This is a genomic window from Corynebacterium limaceinasi (assembly GCF_046717465.1).
Taxonomy (GTDB): Bacteria; Actinomycetota; Actinomycetes; order Mycobacteriales; family Mycobacteriaceae; genus Corynebacterium.
This window is the reverse complement of sequence record NZ_CP177100.1, coordinates 1,784,300-1,800,476: the sequence shown is the minus strand read 5'-3', so window position 1 is coordinate 1,800,476 and position 16,177 is coordinate 1,784,300. Positions and strand designations below refer to the sequence as shown.

The following is a 16,177-nucleotide window of genomic DNA, read 5'->3' as shown; positions in this document are numbered from 1 at the left end:
AATAACACACGCCCTCCGCGTTAAGCGCGGGCCGGGCGTGAGTAAGAATTCACCGGATAAGGAAGGAAATGCATAGTGGCTGACGCTGCAGTCAAGCTCGGAATCAAGGAAGGGCAAATCGCTCTAGAGCTTGGTTGGGACGAGGATTGTGACAACACAATCTCTGAATCGATCGAAGCCGTACTCGGTGAGGATTTCCTCGAAGAGGAAAATGATGAGCTGTGCGATGTAGTCCTTCTCTGGTGGCGCGAGGAAGACGGTGACCTCGTGGACGGCTTGGTGGATGCCAGTCGGCCGCTTGCAGACAATGGCTCCGTCTGGTTGCTGACTCCGGGTGCCGGCAAGCCGGGCACCGTCGAGCCTGGTCTCATCTCCGAATCGGCGCAGCTAGCCGGTTTGGTGCAGACCAAAGCTGAGCGCTTTGGCGAGTGGCAGGGTTCCTGCCTGGTACAGCGCGGCTACACCAAAAAATAGCCTTCACCAGCTGATTTGTGTAGCTTCACAATCCTGCGCTACTGTACATAACAGCGCAAGGGCGCATGCGGCTTTAGCTCAGCTGGAAGAGCAATTGGTTTACACCCAATAGGTCGGGGGTTCGATCCCCTCAGGCCGCACCAAATTAGACCCCGCTTTTCGAGAAATCGAAGAGGGGGTCTTTAACATTTTTACTACAACCACGCGGCATCCGGCCTAAATGACATTTTGTGTTGGTGGGGTGTGTGGTTTAGAGCATGTGACCTTTGTATATTCCCATAGAGTGGTTGTAGCTAGAGTCGATGCCGCTGTTGAAACATGCTGGTCGGTCGTCTCCACGGCCGTTGGTGGCTTGTGCTGCTTGGTGTGTCCACTTTCCGGGGTCAGGACCGTATGATCGCGTTTAGGAAATAATTACTGTTTCACAGGATAATAAGGCGGTGAAACGGAAACGTGGCGGAAAGTATAGCTTTTGTTACTGATGCTCGGCTGGCTAGAGTAATTAAGATTCTCGATACAGCTGGAGAGTGCCTTAACCTAAAATCTGATGATGATTCCCAGGAAACTTACAGATTTAACACTCCTAGTGGTGCTTATGTAACTGCTTTTTGGGATTTGAAACCAGATATCGACGAATATGAAACGGTTGTCGATGTTTATGAACAAACTGATACTGGAGCGGCTGCGCGACTTTTTGAAGTAGTTGCTAGCTCCATAGAACAAAGAATTGTTTTGTTTGGTCCCGATTCTGATGAAGTAGTTGCCGAGTCAAATGTCTACTAACGGAAGGTCCCTGTTCGGCTTATCTCCTTATGCAGGTTGGGAACCTACACACAAACCATTAGACACTCTCAAACTCGGGGCACTTCAATTTTGGTATGGAATGGTTGGCCATCGCACTGGGTATTCTTTCCACCTCATTGCTCACGGCAGGCCTAGCTGCGGTGATCGGTACCGCAGGTGTGGGAATTGGCGAGGTGCTGACTATCTTCCTTGACAACCCACTCTCAGGCCTAGCCACCGGACCATGGTTGCTCTCTGCTGGCTGGGTTACCTTGGGGCAGTGGATGCCCATTGGCGCTACGGGGTACCTCGTTCGTTCCTTGTCCTATTTTGATGGCCAAGGCGCAGGACACGCGTGGTGGGTATTCGCGGCCTGGATAGCAGTAGGCTTCGCATTACTCATGTGGGACCGGTCTGCCAGCGATACAGAATCGAGTGCGGGCCAGGTGAGCTCGGAAAGTTAGTAGCGCTCGCGGCGGCGCTTTTTCAGCTTGGCGTAGTGGTCCGGCTTGGAATCGCCGTAGCGGGAGCGGTTGCGCAGCTCGGTGGCGAGAGGTGCCGGATCGGTGTTGGTATCGGCAGCGGCAGTGGCAGCGGTGCCAGGTTCGCCGTTGGAGGTTGGGGCATCGGCAAGCGATTCTGCATCCGCGTCGAGGGCCTGCATGGCGGCTTCTTCTTCGCGCAGGCGGCGGCGCTCGCGAATCTCGGACCAAATAAAGTAGCCCAAACCCAGCGGGGCCATGATGCCAAAGGCAATCCACTGGTAGCCGTAGGAGAGGTGGTTGCCGCGGTCGAGCTGCGGGATGGGCATGGCGTTGAGGACTCCCGGCTGGTCCTCGGAGAGCTGGATATAGTCTTGGCCTAAGTCAGCACCGATAAGCGAGCCCACCTGCTCGGTGTGGATGGAATAGACCTGCTGGTAGCCCTCCTGCGTGATGGGCGCGGTTTTGTGCTCGGCCTCATTCGAGCGCACCATGCCGGTAATCGTTACCTCCTCGGAGGGGGCGGGCGGAATATCCGGCACCGCATTGCCCTCCTCAGCGCTGACCCAACCGCGGTTAACCAGCATGGTCAGGCCCGCATCGGTGCGGAAAGGAACCAAGGACTGATAGGACGGGCCGGAACCGGCGGGGCGCAGGCGAAGCAGCACCTCATCCTCGGGCAGGTAGTGGCCCTTCAGAGTGGCGCGGGACCATTCATCGCCGGAGATGGCCCCGTCAGCGTCCACGACCTGGTCAATCGGCTGCGGATCGGCCTCGTAGGCGTGGGTGATGTTTTCATTGCGCTCCACAATGTCATCGTCCTTTCCCAGTTGCCACGGGGCAAGGACACTAAAGGCCAGGTAGGAAAATGCCACCACGAAAAGCAGCATGAGCACCCAGCCAGGCTTGAGGAACGTCTTTAGCATGCCCCCAAGTCTAGTCGTGGTTCTCGCGAATCCAATCCAGCAGGCCGGGGACGGCGGCTTCGATATTCTTGCGCGCGGTTTCGAAGTCTTCTTCGGTACCGTAGTAGGGGTCTGCGACCTCGGCGCCTTCCGGGGAATTGGGATCGAAGCTGCGCATCAGGCGGACCTTGGCGGGCTCGATACCTAAATCGATGAGCGAATCATAGTGCCCGGAATCCATCGCGATGAAGAGATCGGCGTCCATGTGCTCTTCGCCCAATTTGGATGCGCGGTGGGAGGCGCCATCGTGTCCGGCGCGGCGTAGCTCCGCCACGGCCCGCTCATCCGCGCCTTGCCCCACGTGCCAGCCGCCGAGCCCGCAGGAATCCACCGTGGCGAGGAGATCCAGCATGTCATCTTCCATTTCATCGCGCACGATGATTTCGGCCATGGGCGAGCGGCAAATATTGCCGGTGCACACAAAGACGAGGTAGAGACCCGAGTGAGAAGAAGATTCAGTCATGCGAAAACCCTTTGCGCAGATAGTACTGTAGTGCGGGAGACAGGATATAGCACTAGCGTAATTTACAAGAATCGAGCATAAAGGAGTATCCCCATGTCTGCTGTGCGAGTGGGCGATGTGCGCCGCGTTTTGGACCAGGCCTATCCGCCCCATTTGGCCGAAAAGTGGGATGCCGTAGGCCTTATTTGCGGCGATCCCGCAGACGAGGTGCGCACCGTCGCCTTTGCTTTGGACTGCACCCAAGAGGTTGCGGACCGCGCGGTTGAGCTCGGCGCGGATATGTTGGTAGTCCACCACCCACTGCTACTGCGCGGCGTGGAATCCGTGGCGGCCGACACGCCCAAGGGCAAGGCCGTACACACCCTGATTAAAAATGGCGTGGCGCTTTTTGCCGCCCACACCAACGCCGATAAGGCCCGTCCAGGGGTTAACGATAAGCTCGCGGAACTCGTGGGCATTACTCCGGGGCGGCCCATCGTGCCGGAGGCCCCAGAGACCATCGATAAGTGGGGAGTGCATATTCCTACCGGCAGTGCGGAGCAGGTAAAGCAGGCGCTTTTCGATGCCGGCGCAGGTCACATCGGCGCCTATTCTCACTGCTCCTTCGATATCGCAGGCAAAGGCCAATTCCAGCCGGAGGAGGGCGCGGACCCGGTAGAAGGGGACATCGGCAAGCTGCACCGCGGCGAAGAGATACGGGTGGAGTTTGTGGCTCCCGCCTCGTTGCGGGCCACGCTGATTGCGGCGCTGCACGAGGCGCACCCGTATGAGGTGCCCGCCTATGACATCGTGGAAACGGCCGGAAACGGCGACCTTGATACCGCGCTGGGCCTGGGGCGCGTGGGCGAACTGCCCCGCGAGATGACGCTGCGGGAGTTTACGCAGCAGGTGGCCAACGCCCTGCCAGAGACCGCGTGGGGCATCCGGGCTGCCGGCGACCCGGAGCAGACCGTGCGCACCGTGGCGGTTTCGTCTGGCGCCGGGGATTCCTTCCTGGCAGCTGCGTCAAAGCTGGGCGTCGATGTCTATGTCACCTCCGATCTGCGCCACCACCCGGTGGACGAGCATCTGCGCGCCGGGGGACCAGCCGTCATCGATACGGCCCACTGGGCCAGCGAATTTCCCTGGACGGCCCAAGCAAGCGATATCGTAGAAGCAGCATTAGAACTAGATACGGAAATTATTAGCCTGCGCACTGATCCGTGGACTATCTCCGCGCACCCAAAGGAGTCATAAGTGAAACTATCGCAAGAACTACAGCCGGTACTGCTGGAATTGGCCAACCTGGAACGCTCGCAAGGCATTGGCGGGGAAAAAGAGCTGCCAGAAAAGGTTGAGTACGACAAGGCGCAGCAGGAACACAAGCGCCTGCTCGATGCTTCCGGCTCCGCGCAGATGGCAGTCGATGACATGGAAAATGAAATCCTGCGCATCCAGGCCGATGAGCGCAAGCTGCGCCGGCGCGAACGCGATGACAAGGGCCAGCTCGGTGCCGAATTGGATACCGAAAAGCGCAAGGACATCGAGCACGATCTCTACGCCACCAAGTCCCGCATCGCAGATCTAATGAGTGAGCTGCAAGAAGCCCACAACGAGATCCACGCGCTGCGCTCCAACTTGGACGTCCACGGCGCGCGTGTCTCGGATTCCGAGCGCAAGCTAGAAATGCTGCGCCGCGCCGCCGACGCCGCCCAAGAGGCCGCGGATAACCAGCCCGATCCCGCCGTGCGCATCGCGGATTTGCGCGAACAGCTGCCCTCCGATGTCCTGGAGGAATACGACGCGCAGCGGCAAGAAAACGGCGTTGGCGCCGCGCAGTTTAAGGCCAACCGGGCCTGCGGCGGCTGCTTCATCGTCTTGCCACCCGCCGATAAAAACGCCGTGCGCAATGCGCCTGCCGATGAGCTGCCGCAATGCAGCGACTGCGGCTCCTACCTGGTGCGCCTGGCATCATGAAGGTCATCATCTACGCAGATGGCGGCTCGCGCGGCAATCCCGGAGTAGCCGGTTCAGGCACCGTCGTTTATGCCGCGGATGGCACAACCACCCTGCGCGAAATCGTCTATGTGGTAGGTACTAAGGCCACCAATAATGTGGCGGAGTACCACGGCTTATTGCGCGGACTCGAGGCCGCCTCTGAGCTCGGTACCAGCGAGGTGGAGTTCTATATGGATTCCAAGCTCGTCGTGGAACAGATCAACGGGCGCTGGAAAATCAAGCACCCCGATATGCAAAAACTGGCCCTTAAGGCTCGCACGCTTATCGGCGGCTTTTCTTCCTTCAGTCTCGAGTGGGTCCCGCGCGCGAAAAACAAGGTGGCGGATGCGCTATCCAATGACGCGATGGATGCGGCCGCGGCGGGGCACAAGGTGGGCATCGTCAAGAGCGAGACCGACGAGCCTGCCGCCGAATCCTCGTCCGATGCCGAGCCAGCTAAGGGCGAGCAGGAGTGGGATACCTCCGCGCCGCATCCCTCCGACTGGTTGGGCGAGCGCGGCGATACAACCCGGTTTATTTTGCTGCGCCATGGCCAAACCGAAATGTCTGCCGCCAAGCAATACTCTGGCCGCGCCAATCCGGAGCTTACGGAATTGGGCAAAAAGCAGGCGCTCGCCGCCGCGCAGGCCCTTGCCGGTACCACCATCGACGCTATCGTGTGCTCGCCGCTGAAGCGCTGCCAAGAAACGGCTGCCGCCGTCGCGCATGGCCGCGATATCGAGGTAGTGACCGAAGAGGGCCTGAGCGAGGTGGACTTTGGCGAGTGGGAAGGAAAGACCGCGGCCGAAGCGCACCAGCGCGATCCTGAGATCCACGAGCAATGGCTCCACGATGCCGCCACACCGTGCCCCGGCGGGGAGTCGCTGCAGGCCGTCAACCGCCGCGTGCGGGCTGTCCGCAAGGAATTGCAGCGGCGCTATAGCGGCAAGACGGTGCTGATTGTCAGCCACGTCAACCCCATCAAATCCTTCCTCTGCCAGGCCCTGAACGCAGGTCCTGCCACCTTCCAACACCTGTTTTTGGATCTGGCGGCGCTATCGGACGTTGAGTTCTGGGACGGCGGCTCTATGGTGCATGGATTCAACGATGTGGGACACCTGGAGGGGCTGCGCTAGACTAAAGAGCGCGAATGAGCCGGCCGGGCGATCGCGTCGCCGCAAACGGGCAGCGTTGGTGCTGCTACGTGGGCGCCGAGGAAAGTCCGGACTCCACAGAGCACGGTGGTTGCTAACGGCAACCCGGGGCGACCCGCGGGCAAGTGCAACAGAAAGTAGACCGCCTTGTGCCTCCACTTGCGCTTCGGCCCAAGTTGGGGGCACAAGGTAAGGGTGAAACGGTGCGTTAAGAGCGCACCAGCACCGTCAGCGATGGCGGTGGCTGGGTAAACCCCACCGGGAGCAAGGCATCACGGCCCTGCCACGTTGCAGAGCCCGATCAGGCGTTTTAAGGCTGCTCGCTCGAGCCTGAAGGTAGCTGCTGGAACCAACCGGCAACGGTTGGTCTAGATGGATGTTCGCCGCGCGGCGTTCTGTTTAATGGGGCGCCGCGGTTAGACAGAATCCGGCTTATAGGCCGGCTCATTCGCCCTTAATCTTCTACCTTGGCTGGCTCGCCTGCGGCCAGATTCACCAGCAGGAAACCGTCTTCTGCCAGATCCGCCGCGAAGTTTTCCGCGCGGTTGCTGGGGACATAAGCAATAACGGCGCTAGATAACCCCGCATGCGCCGAGCGCGCGGCCACCGCCCCGCGGACCGTGACCAGCTCCGCGAGTTTTTCTGCGGAATCGAAGCCATAGATATTGGTCAGCGAGGCCTGCGATTGCAGCACAATGGGGAAAAGCTCATTGCGGCGGTGCGAGCGCAGGTAGCGCACGAAGTGCTCCACGCGGGAGGTCTCTTCCTCATAAAATGCCATCCACTCGGTAGCCGCATTGATGCTGGGGCGGCCCTCCTCGCCGTAGACCTTGTGCACCGCCTGGAGCCACTCCACCACGCGCTGTTGAGCATCGGGCAATAAGCGCAGCGACTCTGTGCCGAAAGAATGGCAGGCATCATCGACAAACTGCTGGCGCTGGCGGATGGAGTCAATTGCCTGTGACTGTTCTTCCGCAGTGTTCCCGGGCACCGCCACGGCGAAGGCCACCACGTCTTGGTCCACGACGTGGGGCGCGTGGGTGACCGAGCCATCGGCATAGTCGATGATGCACACACCGTCGCCACTGCTGCGCAGCGCGGCGGTGTGGCGCGCGCGAAGGGCGGGCTTATGGGCAAAGGTGGTCACCGCCTGCGTGCAGACATCCGCAACGCGCACGCGCAAGGGCGCGTCGAGGTTATCTGTTGGGCCCATTAAGGCAAGCGCTACGGCAACATCCGCCGCCGATGCGGCGCCTAAGCCGATATCGTTGGGGATATCGCTCACGATGGTGATATCCGCCCCAGCCGTCTCCCTGGACAGTAACTGGCGGTTGACCATGGTGTGTACGATGCCGCCGATGCGCGCGGCCAGCCCACCTTCTGCTGCGGGCGGAATGACCGGTTGCCCCTCCGAATCCGTCGTGGGCTGTTGCGCCGCAGCGAGCGCAGCCACCTCCTTCAGGCCAATGGAATCGTGCGCAGGCTCCCCAATTGCCGGCACGTAGTGGACGGAAACGATGCCATCCGTGCGCGAACTGACGGCCGCCGCTGCGCGGAGATCCGACAGGCTTGCGGCGACGATGCCTCCATAATGATCGATATGCTCACCAATGAGCGGCCAGGTCGCGGGCGCGCTGGCGACATGGGTGGGCTCCGTTCCCACGATAGAAGCGTGTTGTTGTGCAACGCGCTCAGCGATAGGGGACTTAGGCGTCGACCACAGTGGCATGAAGGCAAAAGCTCCTTTTCCAATTCGGCGGATAAAAATCACGCGGCTACGTGGCGCGGTCAAGCGCCATGGACAAAGTAGCCGGTAAAGCGGCTCCCTTGCTCTGCTTGACGGTGCAAGGGAGGCATGAAAAGTAATACTGCCCTCATATTCTAGCGGGCGCGTGTTTTCATGCATGGGTAGTGTGGGCACCAACCACAGGCGGGCAGCGCACACGTGCTGTCCAAAGTATATAGACGAAAGGGACTACCGTGGCGACTACAGCAGATGAGAAGTGGTATTACGACCCTTCCACCAAGGAAGTTAGCAAAGGCAAAGTGTCCGGCTGGGAAAACCGCATGGGGCCTTATGACACCCGCGAAGAGGCCGAGCACGCCATAGAAATCGCGCGCGCTCGCACCAAGGCCGCCGATGCTGCAGATAAAGAAGATGATGGCTGGGACTAGTTAACTTCCCAACCATCATCTAGCAGCTACCAATGCGGCACGGCTGGTGCCGCTGCCGCGCGCTACTTCTTCAGCTTCTTGCGCAGCGGCTTAAATGCGGCCTTGATGTCCTTGAAAGACTCGTTGTAATCATCCAAGGCGGCCAGGCCGATGGCGCGTTCGCGCTGGTACAGCAGGCCGTAACCAAAGGTATCTTCCCCGCGGCGGTGCGAAGCGTGGGCCAGTTCTAGCAATTTATCCCGTGAGGTAACCGAGTCTTGGAAATCCCCCAAGACCGATTGCATCTTCTTGCAGGCCTTGTATAGGCGCTTGGTCTTTAGCTTCGTTGCGGAACCGGCTGCTTCTGCTGCGTAACGCAGTTTCTTGGCAGCCTTGCGCATATCGTGGAAATAATCCTCGCGCTCGTGCAGCGAAAGCTCCGCGTTATCCCAATTGTCCACGGCCTTCTTATGCCGCTTGACTAGCTTCTTATAGGCCTTTTCCAAGTGGCGTGCCATGACGGCATCGACGTCCTCGGCTTCCGCATCGCCGGTGGAAGGTGACTTTTCCGTCTTCTTTTCAGCGGCCGATTCTTCCTCTGCGGGGTGCGTTTCCGCAGATTCATCGGTTGAACTTTCGGCTGCATCCTCAGACGTATCCCCGTCCGCGTCCACGGTAGCGGAATCGTCCTCGCCGTCGGCATCTTCTGCAGATTGGGCACCGGCCGTTGGGGGATCCGCCAAGAGGCGGTCGAGGGACTCGAGCAATTCGAGGTATTCCTCAGAATTTAGCGCGGCGACAACCCTGCGGTGCGCCCGGCGGTAGGCGGTACCCATGTCGCGGGAGATGTGTTCGCGGGTGGCGGCATCCAAGGTATCGGAGTCCTCGGACTCCAAGAGCTCTTGCCAGCGCTCTTCCACGACCTCTGCATCGCGGGCTACGCCCAAAATGCCGGCGAGTTCTTTGAGGTCGGCTTCGATCTTCTCAATCTGTGGGCCGACGACAATGCCGTGAAAAGTCTGCAGGTGGCTGCGCAGCTCGCGGGTGGCCACGCGCATCTGGTGCACCGAGTCCCACTCATCGCGGCGAACGCGCGGATCGTAATCAATGAGCTTGTCCCGGTTGGCTTGCAGCGCTGTAATAACTGCGGCTGCCGGGGAATCCTCGTCAACATCCGGGGTTACGAGTGCTGGCGGTAGGGGAGCATTGTTGTAGGAATCTCCCAGGGCTGACTTCAACTTAGACGGGGAGGAGGAAACGCGAGCCCCAGCGCCGATGAGAAGGGAAGTGGCGCGGCGAATGAAGTGGCTTCCTTCTTCGGTGCCTGGAAGCTCACCGGCAAGCTCCACTTCCCATTCGCGCCAGGATTGCTGCTGCCCGCCGGGCAGGAAGGAAAAGGCGGTGACGTGGTCATCGCAAAATTCCGCGACAGGATTATTGTGCTCATCCGCAAGCAGCATCTCGGTGCGGTTATTATCCACCTGCGCGATGGGGTTTAACTCGTTGTGGCGAACGATGGAACGCACCTGCCGTACCAGCTCTTGGGGTACCTCGTACTTGCCGTCTACCGGTTCTCCCAGCTCGGCATGGAGCTCGGTCCGGCCACCCTCGCTGGGGATCTTGATGTGCCAGCCATCGTCATTGCCGCCGGTGCGGCGGCGCAAGGTGATTTTGGCGTGCGTTAGGCGCAAATCTTCTGTGTCGTAATAGATGGCGGATAGAGCGTGGTGGCGCGTTTCTGCAATATGGTCAACGGATTCGAGTCGAGTGAGTTCAGGCAGTTGAGTCGATTCTGCTACGGCGAATTTCGCTTCTACTTCCAGGAAAGTCTGTGTTGACATTCACATACCCTTAAGCTTTTACAACAATTAATTTCACCTGTGATCCTACCCGTGACGAGCAGCACGCGCCTGAAAAATTTCGCAGCGTTTGCTGTGCGCACAGGTAGAAATGCGCAGCCGGCACCATGGGCTGAAAGCGGGCAGAAGAAGCCGCGGGGTGAGGGGCCGTCGGTATTAAGAATCGATGCCAGTGGCAGGCCCACCCAAGTGAGACTTATCCGCAGCCGTGATGCCATCAGTGATGCCATGCAGGCTATTCATGGATAGCGAGGATGTGGTCAGATTGGGAAATAGGCGGTCTCGGGTTTCCACAGCATGATCGGTGCGCGCCTGGAGCGCAGGTAGCGTCTGGGTGGCGATGAGCTCTGCGTGGTGGCTGCAATAGGGAGATTCATCGAGTTTTTCTTCGATGCCCTCTTCATTGGCCAACTCCAGCAGCTCCCCGATCCGGGCGGCATAGGAAAGCCGGAAGCTCCGGCGATAGGACGCGGTGGTCTGTGTCGCGCGTGCAAACTCGGCACCCTCGCTATTGCGCATGTACCAATCGCATTGGCGGTTCAGCGAGGAGAACAGATCGGCGCAGTGGGCGGCGTCTTCGGGCGCGCCGATGATGCAGGCAAGACCCTTTTCGTGGATGAGGAGGGTGGTGCATCCATTGGCATTGGCGATGGTGCCTAACAATGTGACCTGGTGCTTGATATATGGCGGGTGAACGTGCACGCGGTGGGAAATGAGGCGGGGCTGGTCCACGGTTAAGAGATCTTCGATGCGGTATTTCTGCTGCAGCGACTGGGCCTTAGAAATAAGCACCTCTGCCTCTTCTGCAAAGGATGTGGACTCGGCCTTGCGCAATAGCCCCAAGACCTTTTGTCGGATTTTATCCTGCTTGTCGCTAGAGCCATCGGCCTGGCTGAGTTCGCCGCCGGACAAAAGCTCGGTATCGCGCAGACGCGGCAGGTGCACCAGCTCTTTCATGATGGCGCGCATCTTATCGCGGGGAATGAAATTTTCTTGCGGTGCTTCTAATTGCAGCCACGCTTTGCGTAGCGCGGGTGAGGTGATGCGGGCAGGTACGTGCGGGCTAGCGCTAGATGAGGGGATAGGAATAAGCGCCCAGGACGTGGCACAAATCGTCCGGGGACCACCCGTATTGGGCGGCAGTAACTACGGCATCGATAACGCTGGCAGAAAGTTCATCAACGTGGGAGGTCATACTAGTTTCTTCCTTTAGAAAGGTTGTACAGGTGTTCGCTTGCCCCACTAGCAAAGCACGTCCACGAAGCCGTACCTGCTGCATTAACCCCCGCTTGCTACCCCCTGAATACTCTGCCGACCTGCGAATCTGACCATGTGGAAATTGACTAATGAACTGCACACTGGCTAGCGGTGAGCCGGTAAGGTTTAGGGCATGAATAGCCAACACGAATTCGTCTTACGCACCGTTGAGGAACGCGATATCCGCTTTATCCGCTTGTGGTTCACGGATATCATGGGCGCCCTCAAATCCGTAGTGATGAGCCCCTCCGAACTCGAATCCGCCTTTGAGGAGGGGATTGGCTTTGATGGCTCGTCGGTAGAGGGGTTTTCCCGCATCTCGGAATCAGACACCATTGCGCTGCCGGATCCCTCCACCTTCCAAATCCTGCCCTTTGATGACAACGAACCGGACCTGCAAACGGCGCGCATGTTCTGCGATATTGCGCAGCCAGACGGCCAGCCCTCTGTGGTAGATCCGCGCCATATCCTGCGCCGCCAGGTCACCGAGGCCGCCAATGATGGATTTACCTGCATGGCCTCGCCAGAAATTGAGTTCTACCTGCTGGAACACAGCAAGGAACTGACAGACTTGGTCCCCACCGATAATGGCGGGTATTTCGACCAAGCGACGCACGATACCGCGCCGCTATTTCGCCGCCGCGCCATGCTTGCGCTGGAATCACTCGGCATCGCCACCGAATTTAGCCACCACGAAACCGCGCCGGGCCAGCAGGAAATCGATCTCCGCCACGCCGATGTGCTGACCATGGCGGATAATATTATGACCTTCCGGCGGGTTATTAAGCAGGTGGCCACGGATTCCGATGTGCGGGCAACGTTTATGCCCAAACCCTTTGAGGACCTTCCGGGCTCAGGAATGCACACGCACTTTAGCCTGTTTGAAGGCCAGTCCAATGCCTTCCACGATCCGGACGATGAATTTTCGCTCTCACACACCGCTAAGCAATTCATCGCCGGGATTTTGGAGCACTCTACGGAGATGAGCCCCATTATCAACCAGTGGCCCAACTCCTATAAGCGGCTGATGTTTGGCAATGAGGCGCCGGGCTCGGCCACGTGGGGTGTGCAGAACCGTTCCGCCCTAGTGCGCGTGCCTACGTACCGCCTGACCAAGGAAGAATCGCGCCGGGTGGAAATCCGCTCCATCGATGCCTCCATGAACCCATACCTGGGCTATGCCGTCATCCTCGCCGCAGGGCTGCGGGGCATCCGGGAGGGCTACGAATTAGACGATCCCGCAGAAGACGATGTCCACCAGCTCACCCACCGGGAACGCCGGGCCATGGGGTATAAGGATCTTCCCTCCAGCATGGATCAGGCCCTGCGCGAGTTCGAAAAGTCCGAATTTATGGCAGAGGTCTTGGGCGAGCACGTCTTCGAGTTCTTCTTGCGCGCCAAATGGGAAGAATGGCGCGATTACCAGCGCCAAATTACGACAGTCGAGCTGCGCAACAACCTGAACTTCTAGGAGAATAATGCGTCCTGCCACGGTGCCGTCGCCGGCGTCGCTGGGCCTTAGCCGGTCCCATGCCGCACAAGACTTAGAACAACTGGGATGGAATAACCCGGAGTCCGTTGACCTCTTATGGACGCTGGCTGCGGTCGGTGATCCAGATTTAGCGCTTAATAACCTCGTGCGCATTTACGAGCAGGCCCCGGAGCTCGATGCGGAAATCCGCAGCAATGAGCAAGTGCGGGTGCGCCTTCTTTCGCTCTTGGGTGCGTCGACGGCGTTCGGGGATCACCTCGCCGCCCACCCGGAGCTGTGGGAGGAGCTGAAAAAGCCCCTTCCGGAGCCAGAAGAGATGCTTACTAGCCTGCTTGAAGTGGTCGGCGCGCAGCCGGCAACGTTCGCTGCGGAGCTCGATGCTCCCGATCCGGCGAGGGAGGATTTCAGCGCGCCGGGTACGTACCGCGCGAGCGAGGGCGAGCATAAAAAAGAGATGCGGACCCAGTACCGCACGCTGATGATGCGGCTTGCCGCGCACGATGTGGCGGGTACCTTCCACTCCCGCAAGGGGCAATCCCGACCGCAGCCGGAGGTAAGCTTCCGGCAAGTCACCACGCTGACTACGGCGCTTGCCGATGCCGCCCTCACGGCCTCCCTTGCCGTTGCGGTGCGCAAGATCTACGGCGACGATCCGCTCGATGCACAGCTTGCGGTCATGGCGATGGGCAAGTGCGGTGCCGGGGAGCTGAACTATATCTCCGACGTGGACGTCATCTTCGTCGGCAGCGAGGCAACTCCCAAGGCCACCCGGCTCGCCGCGGAGTTTAACCGGATCGGGTCGACGACATTTTTTGATGTCGATGCGAACCTGCGGCCAGAGGGTAAGTCTGGGGCGCTGGTGCGCACGTTGGATTCACACGTGACCTACTACCGCCGGTGGGCAGAAACCTGGGAATTCCAGGCGCTGCTCAAGGCGCGGGCGATGACCGGTTACCTGCCGCTGGGAGAGGATTACTTGGAGCAAATCCGGCCGATGGTCTGGACGGCCTCGCAGCGCGATTCCTTCGTGGAAGACGTCCAAGCCATGCGCCGACGCGTATTGGATAATGTGCCAGATGAGCTCAAACACCGCGAGCTCAAGTTGGGCGTCGGCGGGCTGCGCGATATCGAATTCGCGGTGCAATTGCTGCAATTGGTGCACGGGCGTTCTGATGAATCCCTGCGCGCGCTGTCGACGGTACATGCCCTCGACGCGCTTATCTCTGCAGGCTACGTGGGTCGCGAAGACGGCACGCAGCTCATTGAGGCTTATGAATTCTTGCGCCTTTTAGAACACCGCCTGCAATTGGAGCGCTTCCGCCGTACGCACACCCTGCCAGCAGACGATGATGAAGCGGGCTTGAACTGGCTCGCGGTGATTTCTGGATTCTCCCCGCAGGGCACTAAGTCTGCGGTGCAGGGCATGCTCGCGCATTTGCGGCGCATCAGGATGCGCATTTCTGAGTTGCACTCGCGCCTGTTTTATCGCCCGCTGCTCAATTCCGTGGTGACCATGTCCGCCGATGAGCTCAAACTTTCGCCGGAGGCGGCAAAGCTGCAGCTTGCGGCATTGGGCTATAGCTCGCCGGATCGCGCATTCGAGCACCTGACCTCTTTGGCATCCGGTACGTCCCGCAAGGCACGCATTCAAGCCATCTTGCTGCCGACCTTGATGGAATGGCTGGCAGACACCGCCGATCCAGATATGGGGTTGCTCAATTACCGCAAGTTATCTGAGGCCGCCCGGGATAGGTCGTGGTTCCTGCGCATCCTGCGGGATGAGGGGATAGTAGGCCAGCGCTTGATGCATATTCTGGGAACCTCGCCATTTACCGCGGACCTTATCATCAGCGCCCCGGATTCGGTGAAGCAGCTTTCCGATGGCGCGACCGGCCCCAAGCTGCTCGAAACCAAGCCGGAGCAGGTGTCTAAGGCGCTGGTCAATTCCAGCAAGCGCCATGCGCACCCGGATAAGGCGGTGGCGGTCGCGCGTTCGCTGCGCAGGGTGGAGTTGGCGCGCATCGCCAGTGGCGATCTCTTAGGGATTATCCCCGTTGAGCAGGTGTGCCAAGAGCTGTCGACCATCTGGAACGCGGTATTGGAAGCCGCCCTCCGCGCGGAGGTGCGGGCCTGGCGGAACGACCACGAGGATGCGGAACCGCCGGCGCGCATTGCGGTGATTGGAATGGGCCGGCTCGGCGGCCGTGAGCTTGGGTTCGGTTCCGATGCGGATGTCCTTTTCGTGGCAGAGCCTGAGGCTGCGGACGATGAAGGCGAGGCCATGCGGTGGGCCATCGGGATCGTCGATAAGCTGCGACGCCGCCTTGCCAAGCCCTCTGGGGATCCGCCCTTGGACGTCGACCTGGGCCTGCGCCCGGAAGGGCGATCTGGTGCGGTGGTGCGCAGCATTGCCTCCTACAAGCGCTATTACCGCGAGTGGGGCGAGGCCTGGGAAATGCAGGCGCTGCTGCGCGCGGCCTTCATCGCTGGGGACGAGGAAGTGGGCCAGCGCTTTATGGAGATGATCGATGAATACCGCTACCCGGATAGCGGCGCGAGCCAGTCCACCATTCGCGCCATCCGACGCATGAAGGCTCGGGTGGATAACGAGCGCTTGCCGCGGGGAGCTGACCGCACCACTCACACGAAGTTGGGGCGTGGCGCCCTGACCGATATTGAGTGGACGGTGCAGCTGCTGATTATGATGCACGGGCACGAACATCCCAAGCTGCGGCAGCCAGGGACCTTGCCGGTATTGGATGCGCTGGAAGAAAGCGGCATATTAAGCGCCGATCAAACCGGTGACCTGCGAGATGCGTGGTTGATGGCAACGGATGCCCGCAATGCGTTGGTGCTGGTGCGCGGCAAGCGCGTGGATCAATTGCCTGGGCCCGGACCACAACTGGCACAGGTGGCCGGTGCGGCCGGCTGGACGCCGGAGAATAACCAGGATTTCTTAGATACGTACCTGAAATTGACCCGGCACGCGCGCAAGGTGGTCGATGAAGTCTTTTGGGGAGAGGAGGAATCCTTCGAGCATTCTTAAAGTTGCCGCATAACTTGGTCTATGCAGCGCTAATTCCCTTAACTTTTAAAGTATCGGACTCTAAAGTAGGA

The 16,177-nt window shown here is 59.6% G+C and carries 15 protein-coding genes, 1 tRNA gene and 1 other RNA gene; 11 read left to right on the top strand and 6 right to left on the bottom strand.

Annotation, left to right across the window (positions count from 1 at the left end; genetic code table 11):
• Positions 1-75 precede the first annotated feature (75 nt).
• The 4 genes from ACLI1Q_RS08750 (at position 76) to ACLI1Q_RS08735 (ending at position 1,721) form a co-directional block, all read left to right on the top strand.
• Entirely contained in the window at positions 76-474 is a 399-nt protein-coding gene (locus tag ACLI1Q_RS08750) for a DUF3052 domain-containing protein (protein ID WP_005278208.1), read from the top strand.
• A 67-nt stretch (positions 475-541) separates the two neighbouring features.
• A tRNA-Val gene (locus ACLI1Q_RS08745) sits at positions 542-617 on the top strand.
• Positions 618-927: 310 nt separating this feature from the next.
• The gene (locus tag ACLI1Q_RS08740) at positions 928-1,257 is read left to right on the top strand and encodes a hypothetical protein (protein WP_237791676.1); all 330 of its coding nucleotides are present in this window, start codon (positions 928-930) and stop codon (positions 1,255-1,257) included.
• Positions 1,258-1,352: 95 nt separating this feature from the next.
• Positions 1,353-1,721, top strand: a complete 369-nt coding sequence (locus ACLI1Q_RS08735) for an SNG1 family protein (protein WP_239269715.1) — start codon at positions 1,353-1,355, stop codon at positions 1,719-1,721.
• Here ACLI1Q_RS08735 and ACLI1Q_RS08730 read toward each other — a convergent pair.
• Together ACLI1Q_RS08730 and ACLI1Q_RS08725 are read right to left on the bottom strand one after the other, a co-directional pair.
• Entirely contained in the window at positions 1,718-2,665 is a 948-nt protein-coding gene (locus tag ACLI1Q_RS08730) for an SURF1 family protein (protein WP_239269716.1), read from the bottom strand. The genes ACLI1Q_RS08735 and ACLI1Q_RS08730 overlap by 4 nt on opposite strands.
• A 10-nt stretch (positions 2,666-2,675) precedes the next feature.
• Positions 2,676-3,167, bottom strand: a complete 492-nt coding sequence (locus tag ACLI1Q_RS08725; protein WP_005285561.1) for a low molecular weight protein-tyrosine-phosphatase — start codon at positions 3,165-3,167, stop codon at positions 2,676-2,678.
• 93 nt (positions 3,168-3,260) lie between these two features.
• Between ACLI1Q_RS08725 and ACLI1Q_RS08720 the strand changes: the two genes are divergently transcribed.
• The 4 genes from ACLI1Q_RS08720 (at position 3,261) to rnpB (ending at position 6,749) form a co-directional block, all read left to right on the top strand.
• The gene (locus ACLI1Q_RS08720; protein WP_239269717.1) at positions 3,261-4,403 is read left to right on the top strand and encodes a Nif3-like dinuclear metal center hexameric protein; all 1,143 of its coding nucleotides are present in this window, start codon (positions 3,261-3,263) and stop codon (positions 4,401-4,403) included.
• A complete protein-coding gene (locus ACLI1Q_RS08715) occupies positions 4,404-5,123 on the top strand; it encodes a zinc ribbon domain-containing protein (RefSeq protein WP_239269718.1) in 720 nt (239 codons plus the stop codon).
• Positions 5,120-6,280 (top strand): bifunctional RNase H/acid phosphatase, encoded by a 1,161-nt coding sequence (locus tag ACLI1Q_RS08710; protein WP_239269750.1) that lies wholly within the window; start codon positions 5,120-5,122, stop codon positions 6,278-6,280. Before ACLI1Q_RS08715 ends, ACLI1Q_RS08710 begins: the two co-directional genes overlap by 4 nt.
• Before the next feature lie 15 nt (positions 6,281-6,295).
• Positions 6,296-6,749, top strand: an RNA gene (gene rnpB / locus ACLI1Q_RS08705) — RNase P RNA component class A.
• Between the two features lie 3 nt (positions 6,750-6,752).
• On the opposite strand, the gene ACLI1Q_RS08700 is transcribed toward rnpB, so the two are convergent.
• Entirely contained in the window at positions 6,753-8,027 is a 1,275-nt protein-coding gene (locus ACLI1Q_RS08700; RefSeq protein WP_411696955.1) for a galactokinase family protein, read from the bottom strand.
• 251 nt (positions 8,028-8,278) lie between these two features.
• On the opposite strand from ACLI1Q_RS08700, the gene ACLI1Q_RS08695 reads away from it, so the two are divergent.
• Positions 8,279-8,473, top strand: coding sequence for a hypothetical protein (locus ACLI1Q_RS08695; RefSeq protein WP_023023202.1), 195 nt, complete (start codon positions 8,279-8,281; stop codon positions 8,471-8,473).
• Between the two features lie 62 nt (positions 8,474-8,535).
• On the opposite strand, the gene ACLI1Q_RS08690 is transcribed toward ACLI1Q_RS08695, so the two are convergent.
• From ACLI1Q_RS08690 to ACLI1Q_RS08680, 3 genes are all read right to left on the bottom strand, one after another.
• Positions 8,536-10,293, bottom strand: coding sequence for a CYTH and CHAD domain-containing protein (locus ACLI1Q_RS08690; protein ID WP_239269720.1), 1,758 nt, complete (start codon positions 10,291-10,293; stop codon positions 8,536-8,538).
• A gap of 174 nt (positions 10,294-10,467) precedes the next feature.
• The gene (locus tag ACLI1Q_RS08685) at positions 10,468-11,268 is read right to left on the bottom strand and encodes a DUF2786 domain-containing protein (protein ID WP_411696954.1); all 801 of its coding nucleotides are present in this window, start codon (positions 11,266-11,268) and stop codon (positions 10,468-10,470) included.
• A gap of 112 nt (positions 11,269-11,380) precedes the next feature.
• The gene (locus ACLI1Q_RS08680) at positions 11,381-11,506 is read right to left on the bottom strand and encodes a hypothetical protein (protein WP_411696953.1); all 126 of its coding nucleotides are present in this window, start codon (positions 11,504-11,506) and stop codon (positions 11,381-11,383) included.
• A 195-nt stretch (positions 11,507-11,701) separates the two neighbouring features.
• Here ACLI1Q_RS08680 and ACLI1Q_RS08675 point away from each other — a divergent pair, with 195 nt between their 5' ends.
• A complete protein-coding gene (locus ACLI1Q_RS08675; protein ID WP_239269722.1) occupies positions 11,702-13,039 on the top strand; it encodes a glutamine synthetase family protein in 1,338 nt (445 codons plus the stop codon).
• Between the two features lie 7 nt (positions 13,040-13,046).
• Positions 13,047-16,106: a bifunctional [glutamine synthetase] adenylyltransferase/[glutamine synthetase]-adenylyl-L-tyrosine phosphorylase gene (locus ACLI1Q_RS08670; RefSeq protein WP_411696952.1), complete on the top strand. Its 3,060-nt coding sequence runs from the start codon at positions 13,047-13,049 to the stop codon at positions 16,104-16,106.
• Positions 16,107-16,177 lie beyond the last annotated feature (71 nt).

What these genes read in the sequence shown, in the direction of transcription:
- ACLI1Q_RS08735 (WP_239269715.1), top strand. Translation starts at nt 1,353, where the DNA reads ATGGAATGGTTGGCCATCGCACTGGGTATTCTTTCCACCTCATTGCTC.
- ACLI1Q_RS08730 (WP_239269716.1), bottom strand. Translation starts at nt 2,665, where the DNA reads ATGCTAAAGACGTTCCTCAAGCCTGGCTGGGTGCTCATGCTGCTTTTC.
- ACLI1Q_RS08725 (WP_005285561.1), bottom strand. Translation starts at nt 3,167, where the DNA reads ATGACTGAATCTTCTTCTCACTCGGGTCTCTACCTCGTCTTTGTGTGC.
- ACLI1Q_RS08720 (WP_239269717.1), top strand. Translation starts at nt 3,261, where the DNA reads ATGTCTGCTGTGCGAGTGGGCGATGTGCGCCGCGTTTTGGACCAGGCC.
- ACLI1Q_RS08710 (WP_239269750.1), top strand. Translation starts at nt 5,120, where the DNA reads ATGAAGGTCATCATCTACGCAGATGGCGGCTCGCGCGGCAATCCCGGA.
- ACLI1Q_RS08700 (WP_411696955.1), bottom strand. Translation starts at nt 8,027, where the DNA reads ATGCCACTGTGGTCGACGCCTAAGTCCCCTATCGCTGAGCGCGTTGCA.
- ACLI1Q_RS08690 (WP_239269720.1), bottom strand. Translation starts at nt 10,293, where the DNA reads ATGTCAACACAGACTTTCCTGGAAGTAGAAGCGAAATTCGCCGTAGCA.
- ACLI1Q_RS08685 (WP_411696954.1), bottom strand. Translation starts at nt 11,268, where the DNA reads ATGAAAGAGCTGGTGCACCTGCCGCGTCTGCGCGATACCGAGCTTTTG.
- ACLI1Q_RS08680 (WP_411696953.1), bottom strand. Translation starts at nt 11,506, where the DNA reads ATGACCTCCCACGTTGATGAACTTTCTGCCAGCGTTATCGATGCCGTA.
- ACLI1Q_RS08675 (WP_239269722.1), top strand. Translation starts at nt 11,702, where the DNA reads ATGAATAGCCAACACGAATTCGTCTTACGCACCGTTGAGGAACGCGAT.
- ACLI1Q_RS08670 (WP_411696952.1), top strand. Translation starts at nt 13,047, where the DNA reads ATGCGTCCTGCCACGGTGCCGTCGCCGGCGTCGCTGGGCCTTAGCCGG.